This window comes from Gordonia ajococcus (assembly GCF_012974285.1).
In the GTDB taxonomy this organism is placed as follows: domain Bacteria; phylum Actinomycetota; class Actinomycetes; order Mycobacteriales; family Mycobacteriaceae; genus Gordonia; species Gordonia amicalis.
In genome coordinates, this window is the sequence record NZ_CP052884.1 from 885232 (window position 1) to 899289 (window position 14058).

The 14058-nt window shown below is 68.1% G+C and carries 13 protein-coding genes; 11 read left to right on the top strand and 2 right to left on the bottom strand.

Annotated features, from left to right (window positions below; all coding sequences use genetic code 11):
- Positions 1-50: 50 nt before the first annotated feature.
- From GAA2_RS04040 to GAA2_RS04070, 7 genes are all read left to right on the top strand, one after another.
- Positions 51-920 (top strand): thioesterase family protein, encoded by an 870-nt coding sequence (locus tag GAA2_RS04040; RefSeq protein WP_096273168.1) that lies wholly within the window; start codon positions 51-53, stop codon positions 918-920.
- A gap of 6 nt (positions 921-926) precedes the next feature.
- Positions 927-1787, top strand: a complete 861-nt coding sequence (proC, locus tag GAA2_RS04045; protein ID WP_006437550.1) for a pyrroline-5-carboxylate reductase — start codon at positions 927-929, stop codon at positions 1785-1787.
- 188 nt (positions 1788-1975) lie between these two features.
- Positions 1976-2209 carry a helix-turn-helix domain-containing protein gene (locus GAA2_RS04050; RefSeq protein WP_006437551.1) on the top strand — a complete coding sequence of 78 codons (234 nt, stop codon included), beginning with the start codon at positions 1976-1978 and terminating at the stop codon, positions 2207-2209.
- A 315-nt stretch (positions 2210-2524) separates the two neighbouring features.
- The gene (locus tag GAA2_RS04055; RefSeq protein ID WP_003402602.1) at positions 2525-2626 is read left to right on the top strand and encodes a 30S ribosomal protein bS22; all 102 of its coding nucleotides are present in this window, start codon (positions 2525-2527) and stop codon (positions 2624-2626) included.
- A gap of 237 nt (positions 2627-2863) precedes the next feature.
- Positions 2864-3916 carry an NAD-dependent epimerase/dehydratase family protein gene (locus tag GAA2_RS04060; protein ID WP_006437552.1) on the top strand — a complete coding sequence of 351 codons (1053 nt, stop codon included), beginning with the start codon at positions 2864-2866 and terminating at the stop codon, positions 3914-3916.
- Positions 3917-4249: 333 nt separating this feature from the next.
- The gene (locus GAA2_RS04065; protein ID WP_024500051.1) at positions 4250-5437 is read left to right on the top strand and encodes a lysophospholipid acyltransferase family protein; all 1188 of its coding nucleotides are present in this window, start codon (positions 4250-4252) and stop codon (positions 5435-5437) included.
- A 32-nt stretch (positions 5438-5469) separates the two neighbouring features.
- Entirely contained in the window at positions 5470-6633 is a 1164-nt protein-coding gene (locus GAA2_RS04070; protein ID WP_006437554.1) for a zinc-binding dehydrogenase, read from the top strand.
- A 7-nt stretch (positions 6634-6640) separates the two neighbouring features.
- Here the strand turns inward: GAA2_RS04070 and GAA2_RS04075 are convergent, their stop codons facing one another.
- Both GAA2_RS04075 and GAA2_RS04080 read right to left on the bottom strand, forming a co-directional pair.
- Positions 6641-9010 carry a transketolase-like TK C-terminal-containing protein gene (locus tag GAA2_RS04075; protein WP_096273170.1) on the bottom strand — a complete coding sequence of 790 codons (2370 nt, stop codon included), beginning with the start codon at positions 9008-9010 and terminating at the stop codon, positions 6641-6643.
- A 63-nt stretch (positions 9011-9073) separates the two neighbouring features.
- The gene (locus tag GAA2_RS04080; protein ID WP_006437556.1) at positions 9074-10228 is read right to left on the bottom strand and encodes an HAD family hydrolase; all 1155 of its coding nucleotides are present in this window, start codon (positions 10226-10228) and stop codon (positions 9074-9076) included.
- 260 nt (positions 10229-10488) lie between these two features.
- Between GAA2_RS04080 and GAA2_RS04085 the strand changes: the two genes are divergently transcribed.
- The 4 genes from GAA2_RS04085 to hemC all read left to right on the top strand — a co-directional run bounded on the left by GAA2_RS04085 (position 10489) and on the right by hemC (position 14031).
- On the top strand, positions 10489-10743 hold the full coding sequence (locus tag GAA2_RS04085) for a glutaredoxin family protein (protein WP_006437557.1): 255 nt from the start codon (positions 10489-10491) through the stop codon (positions 10741-10743).
- Positions 10744-10889: 146 nt separating this feature from the next.
- Positions 10890-11717, top strand: coding sequence for a redox-sensing transcriptional repressor Rex (locus GAA2_RS04090; protein ID WP_006437558.1), 828 nt, complete (start codon positions 10890-10892; stop codon positions 11715-11717).
- The gene (locus GAA2_RS04095; protein WP_006437559.1) at positions 11714-13090 is read left to right on the top strand and encodes a glutamyl-tRNA reductase; all 1377 of its coding nucleotides are present in this window, start codon (positions 11714-11716) and stop codon (positions 13088-13090) included. Before GAA2_RS04090 ends, GAA2_RS04095 begins: the two co-directional genes overlap by 4 nt.
- Positions 13087-14031, top strand: a complete 945-nt coding sequence (hemC, locus tag GAA2_RS04100; protein WP_006437560.1) for a hydroxymethylbilane synthase — start codon at positions 13087-13089, stop codon at positions 14029-14031. Before GAA2_RS04095 ends, hemC begins: the two co-directional genes overlap by 4 nt.
- Positions 14032-14058: the final 27 nt, after the last annotated feature.

The window sequence follows — 14058 nt, forward strand, 5'->3', positions numbered from 1 at the left end:
GCGTTGCGGTCTTCGCCGGCGTCGGGGTCGGCACGACGAAAGCGGGGACCATGACCAGCAAGATCACCGAGGTGCAGATCCTGACCGAGGTGGACCGCGGTGGTCCCGACGCCATCACGCTGCGTGCGCACATCGACGAGACCTTCACCATCGGACCCAAGGTGCACGGCGGCACCCTGCAGATGGTCGTGGCGAAGGCGGCGCGCACCGCACTCACCGCACTCACCGCCCTCACCCCGTCCGACGACCCGAAAGTCGCGGATGCGTCCGCCGCGATGATCCCGGTCGCCATCGCCAGTGACTACCTGACCGCCCCGGACGCCGCGGACATCGATTTCGCGATCACCGTGCGCAAACGCGGCCGGACCGTGACGGTCCTGCACGTCGACGCGGTCCAGCAGGGTCGTACGGTCGTCTCCTCGTCGGTGACGATGGCGCGTCCCGACTCCGGGACCCCGCACCACTCCGGTCCGAACGTGCTCGACGGCACGCCAGTCGAACCGCCGTCGACCGGCATCCCCCTCGACGGTTCGCCGATCGCCGAGGTCAACCACCTCGGCGCGGCGATCGACCTGGTCCTCGACCCGGAGACGTTCCCGATCGTCCGCGGTGAGACCGGTGAGCCGCTCGTGCGCGGGTGGATCCGTCCGAAGGACGTCGATCCCGACGAATACTTCTCGGTCCTCGTCTGCGACATCTCGCCGCCGGTGGTCATGAATCTCGCGTTGTTCGGTTGGGCGCCGACCGTGCAGCTGACCACCTATGTCCGACGGCATCCGGCGCCCGGGTGGCTGCGCTTCGCCGCGACGAGTACCGAGGTCGGGCCCGGAATGTTCGAGGAGGATCATCTCGTGGTGGACTCGACCGGGACGGTTGTCGCCCAGTCCCGCCAATTGGCACTCATTCCCGCAGGAAGGTAGACATTCGTGACCGAACGCATCGCCATCATCGGTGGAGGCAAGATCGGGGAGGCGCTCCTGGCCGGCCTGATCGGCGCCGGAACCCCGACGAAGGATCTCGTCGTCGCGGAGAAACTCGAATCCCGGGCGTCCGAGATCGCCGACGAGTACGGGGTCCTGGTCACCGACGTGAAGACGGCCGCCGAATCCGCGCACTACGTCTTCCTGGCCATCAAGCCGGACGACGTCGACTCGGTGCTCCACATCCTCGCCTCGGCGGAGGACAACGCCGAGAGCGAACGCGTCACCGTGACCCTGGTGGCCGGCATCCCGCTGGAGCGCTACGAAAGCGCCCTACAGGCCGGTTCGCCGGTCATCCGTGTCATGCCCAACACCCCGATGCTGGTCAACGAGGCCATGTCCGCGGTCGCTGCCGGCCGCTACGTCGGCGAGGAGCAACTCCAGGCGGTCGTCAGACTCCTCAAGACCGTGGGGCGGGTGGCCGTGGTACCGGAGAAGCAGATGGACGCGGTCACCGCCGTGTCCGGGTCCGGACCCGCCTACGTCTTCCTGCTCGCCGAGGCGATGATCGACGCCGGTGTCGGGCTCGGACTCACCCGCGCCCAGGCGTCCGAGATGGCCATCCAGACCATCCGCGGTGCGGGGGTCCTGCTCAGCGATTCGGGTATGTCACCCGTCGACCTGCGGGCCGCGGTGACCTCTCCGGGCGGGACCACCGCCGAGGCGATCCGCGAGTTCGAGGCGAACGGTCTACGGCACGCCGTCTACCAGGCGACTCGCGCGTGCGCGGCCGCCAGCGCACGAGGCGGACGTCGAGTGGAAGTCGAGGGTTTGGCGTCGGGACACGCGGTTTCCGACACCCCATGAGTAGTGGTCGACAGGCAGCTAAACCCCAGCATGTTGGGGTCGAGTCACAGAAATCTCAGGAATCACGGCCCCTCACGTCGCTTTTTTCACATCTGCCACGCTAAGCTGCTTTAAGCACGTGCGTGTCTGATGTCCGCAGGAGGGGAAGCCTGCGGCCGCGACGCGTGCACCGGAGGTATGAGTGATCAATGGCACCTGCAGACACTCCTGGTGACAGGACGGCCTCGGTGAGCAACGCGACCTCTGGGTCGCAGTTCCTCACCGTCGCCGAGGTTGCGTCGCTGATGCGCGTTTCGAAGATGACCGTCTACCGTCTCGTCCACAACGGCGAACTGCCTGCGGTTCGGGTCGGACGCTCGTTCCGTGTGCACGCGAAAGCGGTGCACGACTACCTGGAGACGTCGTACTTCGACGCCGGATAGGTTCGGTCTCGGCTGACGCGCCGATCAGCAGTTTCACACAGCACTCCCGAGGGTGGCCCCGTCGCCGCCCCGGGAGTGTTGTGTCTGGAGCGGCTGTTCGCCTGTGCCGGCAGCCGGTTTCGCGCCGTCATTTCGGACACCGCGATTTCCTGATCCGACACACGGCCCGGTAGGCTCAGTGGTCGCGTACCTGGATGTACCGGTGAGCTCCTCGACCCGGGTCGTCGACGCCAGTCGACGATCACTGACGAAGCCGATCGAGTGCAGGCCAGGGTCGGTCAAGTTCATCAGTGTCAATCGTGAGGAAGCGCCCCGATGGGTTCAGTGATCAAGAAGCGCCGCAAGCGCATGTCGAAGAAGAAGCACCGCAAGCTGCTGCGTCGAACCCGGGTGCAGCGCCGCAAACTCGGCAAATAAGCACTCGCATGGCACCAGGACCCGCCTCGGCGGGTCCTTTTGCTGTTGCAGACCCGCCTCGGCGGGTCCTTTTGCTGTTGCAGACCCGCCTCGGCGGGTCCTTGTGGTGTCCGGGGCTGTTGCCGCTGGGGTCTTTTGTCACACGAATGATGTGGTTTCGGGGTCGTTCGTCACCGATGACGCCGATCTCCGCCCCTCGGCGGGCTGAAACGGGTTGATGCCGTTAGCCTCGACGCCATGGCCGAATCCTCCGCAGTGCTACCTCGGGTCGTCCTGGTCACGGGAGCGTCGACTTTCCTGGGCGGGTATCTGGTCGCGCGGCTCGCAGCCAACCCACAGATCGAACGTGTGCTGGCCGTCGACTCCCGGGTGCCGCGCAAGGACCTGCTGCGCCGGATGGGGCGGGCGGAGTTCCTGCGCCTGGACATCCGGCGTCCCACGATCGCGAAGGCCCTGGCGTCGTATGGGGTCGACACGGTGGTGCACGCCGCCACGTCGATCGCCGACACCGCGCCGCACTCGGCGGCGATCAAGGAATTCAACGTTCTCGGCGCGATGCAGGTCTGCGCCGCCTGTCAGCGGACGCCGTCGGTGAAGCGTCTCGTGCTGCGGTCCACGGCGATGGTCTACGGGGCCAGTGCACACGACCCGTCGCACTTCTCGGAGGAGACCCGCGCGCGCCGCGAGCCCAAGCGCGGCTATGGCCGCGACCTCCTGGACGTGGAGGGCTACGTGCGCGGTCTCGGGCGCCGGCGCCAGGACATCGACATCACGATCGTGCGTCCGCAGGCGATGTTGGGTCCGCGGATCACCACGCGTATGGGTTCGTATCTGTCGGCGCCGGTGGTGCCGACGGTCCTCGGCTACCAGCCGCGTCTGCAGTTCCTGCACGAGGAGGATGCGCTCGCGGCGATGGAGCATGTCACCCTGGCGGGCAAGCCGGGCACGTTCAATCTCGCGGGCGAGGGCGTGGTGACGCTGACGCAGGCGATCCGTCGGCTCGGGCACATCGAACTACCGGTCCCGAGCGGTCTCCTCGCGCCGATCTCCGGCGTCTTCCAGGATCCGCGTTCGGCGAAGCTGCGTTCGTCGCAGACCGAATTCCTGACCTATGGCCGGGTGCTGGACACCACCAGGATGCGCACCGAACTGGGTTTCGTGCCGCGGTACACGACCATGGAAACCCTCGATGACTTCGTCGAACGCAGCGGCGTGACACCGGTGATCGGGTCCGACGCGTGGCGTGCGTTCGATCAGCGAGTCGTGTCTGCCGCACATCAACTCCAGTGAAATGCGAGACGAGATTTGTACGACGAGTTCCGGTCAAGGTGCGCAACGTCACTGCTACCTCTAGACTGGGTCATCAGACCCACACTGCGCGCAGGGGCAGCCACTCCACCGCGGGCGAGGGTGAGGACTTCGGGAACATGCCGGCGATCACGCGGGGAAGATCGTGGCCGTTCCCAGGTCCCGTTTCATGTCATCGACAACGCGGCGCTGCGTCTGTAGATCCGAAGGAATGGCCTGTGACGGAACGATTGCCAGTAGTTCAGGCAGCCCCGGTTCAAACCGTCGAGCGGGGGTTCGCCGACACACGGACGATCCTAGGAACAGGAACAAGGGGTGAGCGCCTTGGCAGGTAGCGGAGCGACAGATGCACGTACCGCGAAAGTCATACAGCTCTATGCGTCATCGTCGGGACCAGACGCCACCGCGGATCGCCGCGGTGCACGTGATTCCGGCCGTCGCCGACATCCGAGCCAGCAGACGCCCGAGCGGCGTGTGAAACACGGTGTCACGCAGGGAGATTCGACGGGCCTCGGTCATCCCAACACCGATGGATTCGGACGTCCGCCCGCGCGGGTGACCCCGATCAGCAGCGAGATCGCCCTGTCGGACGAGGCGCTCGGTGTCGAACACCGAGGGCCGTCGAAGTCGAGCCCGCTGTTCAGTCTCGGTGGCATTCGGAACGCCGTCGCCGACACCTTGACCTCCACCGCCGGCTTCATCCGCGAGCGGATGACAGGCGAGTACGAGGTCGACGAGTTCGGATTCGATCCCCATTTCACCGAATCGGTGTGGTTTCCGGCAGTTCGGCAGGTCTATGAGAAGTGGTTCCGCGTCGAAGTGACCGGAATCGAGAACCTGCCCCTCGAGGGCGGTGCGCTCCTCGTCGCCAACCACGCCGGCACCATCCCGGTCGACGCGATCATCACCTCGCTCGCCGTCCGCGACAACCATCCCGACCATCGGTACCTGCGTGTCCTCGCCGCCGACATGGCCTTCGACTCGCCGGGCATCAGTGAGGTCGCGCGCCGGATCGGTGCGACGCTCGCCTGCAACAGCGACGCCGACCGGTTGCTGCGTGCCGGGGAGCTCACCGCCGTCTGGCCGGAGGGGTTCAAGGGCATCGGCAAACTCTACAAGGACCGCTACAAGCTGCAGCGGTTCGGCCGGGGCGGCTTCGTGACCACCGCACTGCGCAACGCGGCGCCGATCATCCCGGTGTCGATCGTGGGCTCGGAGGAGATCTATCCGATGCTCGCCGACCTCAAGCCGCTCGCCAAGGTGCTCGGCCTTCCGTACTTCCCGATCACGCCGCTGTTCCCGTTGCTGGGCCCGCTGGGCATGGTGCCGTTGCCGTCGAAGTGGCACATCCACTTCGGCCGCCCGATCGAGACCGGTTCCTACGACGAATCGTCGGCCGACGACCCGATGGTGGTCTTCGACCTCACCGACCATGTCCGCGAGGAGATCCAGCAGACCCTGTTCCGGATGCTGAGCCGGCGGGGGAGTGTCTACTTCGGCTGACGGGATCCCCGTGCGGCTGATACTCATGAGGCATGCGTGCAGTCGTGTGTCGAGCCGGTGAGCTGACCGTCCAAGACGTCCCCATGCCCGTTCCGGAGACCGGACAGGTGCTCCTGCGGGTCCTGCGGGCGGGGATCTGCGGGTCTGACCTCCATGCCCGCGTGCACTGCGACGCGACCGCGGACGTGTCCGACGAGGTCGGCTATGGCGCGTTCATGCGTTCGGACCAGTCGGTGGTGTTGGGCCACGAATTCGCCGGCGAGGTGGTGTCCTACGGGCCCGGATGCCGCAAGCGGTGGGCGCCGGGGACGCCGGTGGTGTCGGTGCCGATGATCCGGCACGGCGACGAGGCGCATCTGACCGGGCTGACGGCGTCGGCTTCGGGCGCCTACGCGCAGTTCGTGCTGGTGTCCGAGGACATGACTTTTGAGATTCCCCACGGCCTGTCGGTCGAACTCGCGGCCCTCACCGAACCCCTGGCCGTCGCCCATCACGCGGTCCGCCGCGGCGAGGTCGGCCGGCGCGACGTGGCCGTGGTGATCGGCTGCGGACCCATCGGGCTCGCGGTCGTCGCGATGCTCAAGGCGTCGGGCGTGCGCACCGTGATCGCGAGCGATCTGTCCGCGGGGCGCCGGGCCCTGGCCGGGCGCGTCGGCGCCGACATCGTCATCGATCCGGCCGTGGAGTCACCGTTCGACCGGTGTGCGCGCGAGGGCAAATACGTCACCGCGGCGCAGGACCTGCTGGGCACCGCCTTCGATGCGATGCACACTCTGCGTCGAATCCCGTTGGCGCCGTGGGACTCCCTGTTCCGAATCGCCGATCGGCTCGGCGCGACGCCGAAGGGGCCGGTGATCTTCGAATGCGTGGGCACTCCGGGCATGATCGAGCACGTCGTGTCGAATGCCCCGTTCCGCTCACGTGTCGTCGTGGTCGGTGTGTGCATGGAACCGGACACGTTCCGCCCGGCGATGGCGCTCAACAAGGAGATCGAGCTGCGGTTCGTGTTCGTCTACGATCCGGCCGAATTCCACGAGACCCTGCAGATGATCGCCGAGGGCAAGGTCGACGTCGGGCCGATGATCACCGCGACCGTCGGGCTCGAGGGGGTGGCGCCGGCGTTCGACGCGCTCGGCGCGGCCGCTCACCATGCGAAGGTGCTGATCGACCCGATGAGTGAGATCGACTCGCTCTGACGAGGTTTCAGAGGGTGAGGTCGAGCGCGGCGCGGACGATCGAGTCGGTGTCGATGCCGTGGAGGCGGTACACGTCCTCGAGCGAGCCGACCTGACCGAATCGCCTGACGCCGAGCGCCGCGCCGGGCACGTTGTTGACACCCGTCAGGAAGGCCAGCGTGTGCGGGTGCCCGTCGAGGACGGTGACCATCGGTGCCGCGCGGCCGGCCGGGAACACCTGGTCGAGAATCCACGACGGTCCGTCGGCGAGTCCGCGGCGGGCCTGCAGTGCCTCGAAGATCAGTCCGGGACTCGTCACGCACACGACGTCGGCGGCCACACCCTGTGCACCCAGTCGGTCGGCGGCGGCGAGGGTCTCGGTGATCACCGCCCCCATCCCGACCAGTGTGACCTGTGGGGATTCGCTCCGGCGCAACAGGTATCCGCCGGCGACCACCTGGCGTCGACGACGTTCGCGGGCCGCCGCGTCGGTGGGGACCGCGGCGAGTCGCTGATCGACCGGGCGGGTGGACAGGCGCAGATAAGACGAGGTCCCGTCCGGACGTCCGAGCTTTCCGATGCACGACAACAGCGTCCATTCGACGTCGACCGCGAAGGCGGGTTCGTAGCTGACGCAGCCGGGTTGCTCCAGGCCGATCGATGGCGTCGTGATCGATTGGTGCGCTCCGCCTTCCGCGGCCAGGGTGACGCCGGACGGCGTGCCCACCAGGATCGACTGCCCGCCGGCGTAGATCCCGTACGACCAGGGCTCGAGGGTGCGTTCCACGAACGGGTCGTAGAGCACGCCGATCGGGAACAGCGGTTCGCCCCAACGACTCCAGGTGGCGCCGAGCTCGCCGATCAGGCCCGCCAGATTCGTCTCGGCGATACCGAGTTCCATGTGCTGGCCGGTCGGGCGTTCCCGCCAGTGCATGATCGTCTCCGCGTCGTCGGCGAACCAGTCGCGCCGCTCGTCCGGCGACCACACCCCGACCTTGTTCAACCAGCCGGCCAGGTTGGTCGTCGAACTGACGTCGGGGCTCACCGTGACCACCCGGGCCGACGCCTCGGGAGCCTCGCGGGACAGGGCCAACAGCGTACGGCCCAGTGCCGCTTGCGTCGTCGACGTTCCCGACGGTGTCTTTCCGGTGTCGACCGGAACGGCGGGCGGTGTGGTGAGCGGAACGGGCCGGCGCCGGAGTCGCTCGGCCACCTGTGCGCACAGCAGGGCCTCGTCGGTGCCCTCGTCGAACCGGCCCCACGGGTGTGCCGGGTCGAGCCCCAGTGATGCCGCCAGCTCGTCGTACTGATCGACGGTGAGCAGTGAGGAATGGTTCTGCGGGTGGCCTTCGATCGGCAGGCCGTTGCCCTTGATGGTGTAGGCGAGGATGACCGTCGGACGGGTGTCGACGATCTGCGCGTAGGCGCCCATCAGGGCATCGAGGTCGTGTCCGCCGAGATTGCGGATCGCCTTCAGGAGCGTCTCGTCGTCGACGTCGGCGATCAGCGTCGCGACGGCATTCGCGTCGGGACCCGATCCGGGCAGACGTACACGGACCTCGTCGGCGTCGCATCGCAACAGCCGCTGATACTCCGGATTCGGCATGTCGAGGATGCGCGCGCGCAGCGCCGTCCCACCCGGGCGGTCGAACAGTTCCTCCAGCAGCCGGCCGAATTTCACCATGATCACCTGCCATCCGGCGGCGGCGAACATGGCCTCGAGGCGCCCGGCGGCGATGTTGGGGACCACCCGGTCCAGCGACTGGCGGTTGAGGTCGACGATCCAGACGATCTCACCGAGCTCGGCCACCGAGGGGTCGAGGATCGCCTCCCAGACCGCGCCCTCGTCGAGTTCGGCATCACCGACGAGCGAGTACTGCCGGGCGAGCACGGTGGGTGAACGGCGGTCGGCGGCAACCGCATCGGGGCCACCGATCGTCGTGTCGAGATAGCGGCGGGCCACTGCGCCCCAGATCGGTGCGGTCGCACCGATTCCCACCGATCCGGTCGAATAGTCCACTGCATCGGGATCTTTGGTGCGGCTCGGATACGACTGCAGTCCACCGAACTCCCGCAGCGTCGTCAGGTACGACTCGTCGAGCCCACCGAGCAGATAGTTGATGCCGTGCAGGACCGGTGACGCATGCGGTTTCACCGAGACCCGGTCGCCCGGCCGCAACTGGGAGAACCACAGCGAGGTCATGATCGACACCATCGAGGCACACGACGCCTGGTGTCCACCGACCTTGAGTCCAGACGGATTCGGCCGAACCCGGTTGGCGTGGTGGATCATCGACGTCGCGAGCCACAACACGCGCTGCTCGAGCGTGCGGAGCGTGTCGGGTGTCCCGGTCTCGACTGCGCTGCTTCGGAGATCGGTGAGGGTCTCGTCGGTCATGGGGGTCCTCTCCGGGGTGGGGGTCTCTCCGGGTGCGGTCACCGGCGCCGCGACGAGGCTCGGTCAGCGGTGCCGCAGCAATCGTGCGGCGGCCGCGGCACCGCCACCGGCGGCTCCCAGCACGATGGCGGTACCGGCACCGTACTTCGCCGCCTTGCGCGCTGTCCGGAAGTCGTACATCTCCCATCCGCGGACCTTTGCGACGTCGCGCAGGTCGGTGTCGGGATTGATGGCGACGGCCTTGCCCACCAGCGACAGCATCGGGACGTCGTTGTGTGAATCCGAGTAAGCGGTACAGCGTTTGAGGTTCAGGCCCTCGCGGATGGCGAGTGCGCGCACCGCGTGGGCCTTGCCGGGCCCGTGCAGGATGTCGCCGACGAGGCGTCCGGTGAACACGCCGTCGACGCTCTCGGCGACCGTGCCCAGCGCACCCGTGAGTCCGAGTCGGCCGGCGATGGTCTGCGCGAGCTCGACGGGTGTCGCGGTGACCAGCCACACCTGCTGGCCGGCGTCGAGATGTCGCTGTGCGAGAGCGCGTGTGCCGGGCCAGATCTTGTCGGCGATGTAGTCGTCGAAGATCTCCTCGCCGAGTTCGGCGAGCTCGGAGGTCTGCCGGCCGGCGATGAACGACAGCGCCTTGTCCCGGCCCTCGGCGACGTCGCGGGCGTTCTCCTTGCCGGTGATCCGGAACTTCGCCTGGGTCCACGCGAATTCCATGATGTCGCTGTACGTGAAGTACTTCCGTGCGGCGAGACCGCGGGCGAAGTGCACGATCGACGCGCCTTGGACGAGGGTGTTGTCGACGTCGAAGAAGGCGGCCGCGGTCAGGTCCCGCGGGGTCTCGGTGGGCTCGACGTCGGACGGTTCGCGCAGCCGGAGCGAATCGACGGCGGCCTTCGCGCTCGCCTCGCCGGCGAGGGTCTGGCGGAGCTCGTGCGCGGTCTGGCGGAATCGGCCGGTGGCCGCGGAGGCACGCTGCGAGATCCACGTGGTGACCCGGTTGGACTCGTCGTCGGTGAGGTCGTGGAGTTCGGCGTCCTCGTCGAAGTCGTCGTCGAAATCGATGCGCGCGGCCTGCGACTCCCAGTCGTCACCGGTGTCGAGCGGGGTGGCGGCGAAGCTCTCGTCACCCAGGGCATCCGGTCCGGTGGTGTCGTGCGCAGGACCATCTGGTGTGTTGTCGGGTTGCTCGTCTCCCGGGCTCGGGGTCTTGCCCACTGCCCACCTCCCACGCTTGGCGCCAGCACTGCCTGCGCGGACCAGCCTAGCCGGACCGCCCCTCGTCGCCGGTGAGGTGGATGCCCGGCGTCTCAGGTCCTCGGGGAACCGCCGGAAATCGCCTCGAGGCGAGCGTGGCCGGCCCCTCGGAGGCGTCTCACACGGACCAGTCGGACAGCGTGCAGTCGTGTGGGTACGGCCGGGCGTGGGCGATCGGGGTCGCGTCGTGGGCGACAGGCAGCGCTGGGAGGATGGTCGGCATGACCGTCGAACTGCTGACCCGTGAGGGATGCCAGATGTGTGCGACTGCTCGTCGCGATCTGACGCGGATCTGTGGCGAGCTCGGAGTGGAGTTCACCGAGGTCGACGTCGACCGCGCCGCGGCCGACGGCCGCCCCGAGATCCGTGCGGAATTCGGGGACCGGCTGCCGGTGGTGTTGCTCGACGGCGACGAGCACAGCTACTGGGAGGTCGACGAGCCCCGACTACGCGCCGACCTCACCCGTCAGGGCTGAACCGGCCGGTCCGGCGACGATCCGCCATCGCGTAGAAACGATGATGTCTAACACAGCCCGGCGAATCATGAGGGTCCATGTGAAGAGTTTCACAGGGGGTTGTATCCTCGATGGGTCGTGGTGTGTGAAGGGGAGTGGAGGTGAGCGTGGGCGCCGATCGTCAGAAGCCGGGCGACGCCGAGCCTCCCGCGTCCGCACTGCCACCGCCGGCCCCGGAGGTCGCAACGGACATTCCGGCGCCCACAGTGGCCCGGCTGGCCACCTATCTGCACGTCCTGCGCTCGTTCAGTCAGCGCGGCATCCTGGTGGCCTCCAGCGGGGAACTGGCCACCGCGGCCGGCGTGAACCCGGCCATCCTCCGCAAGGACCTCTCCTACGTCGCCGCGAACGGTGTGCGCGGCGTCGGATATGACGTCGGTCGTCTCACCGCACGGATCTCGATGACCTTGCACACGGACAGCATCCACACGGTCGCCCTCGCCGGTGCGGGGCAGCTCGGACGTGCCCTGCTCGCCCACACCGGCTTCGGTCGTGGGTTCCGCGTGGCGGCGATGTTCGACGCCGATCCGGCCCTCGCGGGCACATCGTTCGAGGTCGGCGGGCCGCGGATCGCCCCGCTCACCGAGATCGCGTCGGTCTGCGCCGAGGTCGAGCCCGCGGTGGAGATCGGTGTCGTGGCCACCGCCGACGAGGACGCCCGAAGTGCCTTCGATGCCTTCGTCGGCGCCGGGATCCGGCAGGTGCTCAACGTCACCCCGGTGGCCCTGACGACGGAGGCGGATGTCGTCGTCAGACAAGTTGATCTAGCCTTGGAACTACAGGTGTTGGCGTTCCAGGCATCCCGTGGCACGACACAGGCCCCACGGAACGACCTCAAGATCTCCTCACGCAGCGACGTCGGTGCGCCTCGCGAGGTGAAGGCGGCCGATGGGCGCCGCGGAAACGCAATGGGTGAAGAAACGGTGACAGCGTGAGTGTTCTGTTGTTCGGGGTGTCGCACCGCAGTGCGCCGGTCGAGGTGCTCGAGCGGTTGGCGGTCTCCGACCACGACCGTCCGAAGCTGGTCGACGAGCTGCTCTCGTCACGGGCGATCTCCGAGGCCATGGTGGTGTCGACGTGCAACCGCGTCGAGATCTACGCGGTCGTCGACGCGTTCCACCCGGCTCTCGAGGCGGTCGGCGAGGTCCTCGGCGACCACTCGGGCATGACCGTCAACGACATGACCCGGCACGCCTACGTGCGTTACTCCGAGGCCGCTGTCGAGCACCTCTTCACGGTGGCTGCGGGCCTGGACTCGCTCGTCGTCGGCGAGCAGCAGATCCTCGGCCAGATCCGCAACGCCTACCTGAGCGCGGACGCCAACGACTCGGCCGGACGTGTCCTGCACGAACTGGCCCAGCAGGCGCTGCGGGTGGGCAAGCGGGTGCACACCGAGACCGGCATCGACCGTGCCGGCGCGTCGGTGGTGTCGGTGGCCCTGCATCGCGCCAAGTCGCTGCTGACCGATCCCGCGACCGGGGCGCACCGCCTGCGCACCGCGGTGGTCGTCGGTGCGGGCGCCATGGGTGGTCTCGCGACCGCCCAGCTGGCCCGTGAGGGCGTCACCGAGATGTCCGTGGTGAACCGCACGGTCGAGAATGCGCGCCACCTGGCCGACAACATCGCCGCCAACCACGGCATCACCGTGCACGGCGTGGGCCTCGACCAGTTGCCGGCCGCCATGGCCGCCGCCGACGTCGTGGTGAGCTGTACCGGTTCGGTCGGCTCCGTGGTCAGTGTGGGTGCCGTGCATTCGGCTCTCGCCGAGCGAAACCTCCGCGGGGATACCACGCCGATGGTGATCTGCGACCTCGGGCTGCCACGCAACGTCGATCCGGCCGCGGCCCGCCTGCCCGGTGTGCACGTCGTCGACATCGAGGGTCTGCGCGGCGACTCGGAGACCCAGGCCGCCGAGAACGACACGCTCGCGGCCCGGTCGATCGTCGCCGCCGAGCTCGCCGACTACCTGACCCATCAGCGTCAGGCCGAGGTCACGCCGACCGTCGCAGCGCTCCGTCAGCGCGCCGCCGACGTCGTCGAGGCCGAGATCCTGCGTCTCGAGACCCGGCTCCCGAACCTCGAGAACAATCAGCGCGACGAGGTCGCCAAGACCGTCCGACGCGTCGTCGACAAGCTCCTGCACGCACCGACGGTGCGTGTGAAGCAGCTGGCGTCGACTCCCAACGGTGACCACTACGCGGAGGCGCTGCGCGAATTGTTCGAGCTCAAACCAGGTGCTGCAGAGTCGGTCTCGGCGCCCGATCGGCTGGGGACCACGGACTCGGCCGGCGAGCAGGGTGACCGATGAGCGAAACTCGAACCGCGCCGATCCGGGTCGGTACGCGGGGTTCCCTGCTGGCCACCACCCAGGCCCAGACCATCGCCGACGGGCTGACCGACGCCGGGCACCCGGCCGAGCTGGTGATCATCAAGACCGCCGGTGACGCGTCGGCCGCACCGGTCGCCGAGATCGGCGTCGGGGTCTTCACCACCGCCATCCGCGTCGCACTCCGCAACGACGAGGTCGACGTCGCGGTGCACTCCTACAAGGACCTCCCGACCGCTCCCGAGGACGACCTCACGATCGCGGCCGTCCCGACCCGCGTGGACCCGCGAGATGCGCTGGTCAGCCGGGACGGGCTGGTGCTCGGGGAGCTACCGCCGGGGTCGGTGGTCGGCACCTCGGCGCCCCGCCGGGCGGCACAGCTTAAAGCATTGGGTCTCGGTTTGGAAATCCGCCCCCTAAGAGGCAACCTAGATTCTCGGTTGGGCAAAGTCGCCAGCGGCGAACTCGACGCAGTCGTGGTCGCCCGCGCCGGCCTCGTGCGGATCGGACGGACCGAAGTGGTCTCCGAAGCGCTCGATCCGGTCGTCATGCTGCCGGCTCCGGCGCAGGGTGCTCTCGCTGTGGAGTGCCGCTCAGACGATGCCGAACTGGTGAGAATACTCGCCGAGTTGGACGACCCGTCCACCCGGGCGGCCATCGAGGCCGAACGGTCGGTGCTCGCGGCTCTCGAAGCCGGATGTACCGCACCGGTCGGAGCGATCGCCGAGGTGGTCGAGTCGATCGACGAGGACGGGCGCATCTTCGCCGAACTGTCGCTGCGTGCGGCGGTGGCGGCCGAGGACGGATCCGATGTGATCCGCGCTTCGGTGGTGGGCCCGGTCGATCGGGCCGTCCAACTGGGTAATGATCTCGCCGCCGAACTGCTGGAGCTGGGAGCGGGCGAACTCGTCAACTCTCCCTAGCAGAGAACGAACTGCAGCCCTCCACGC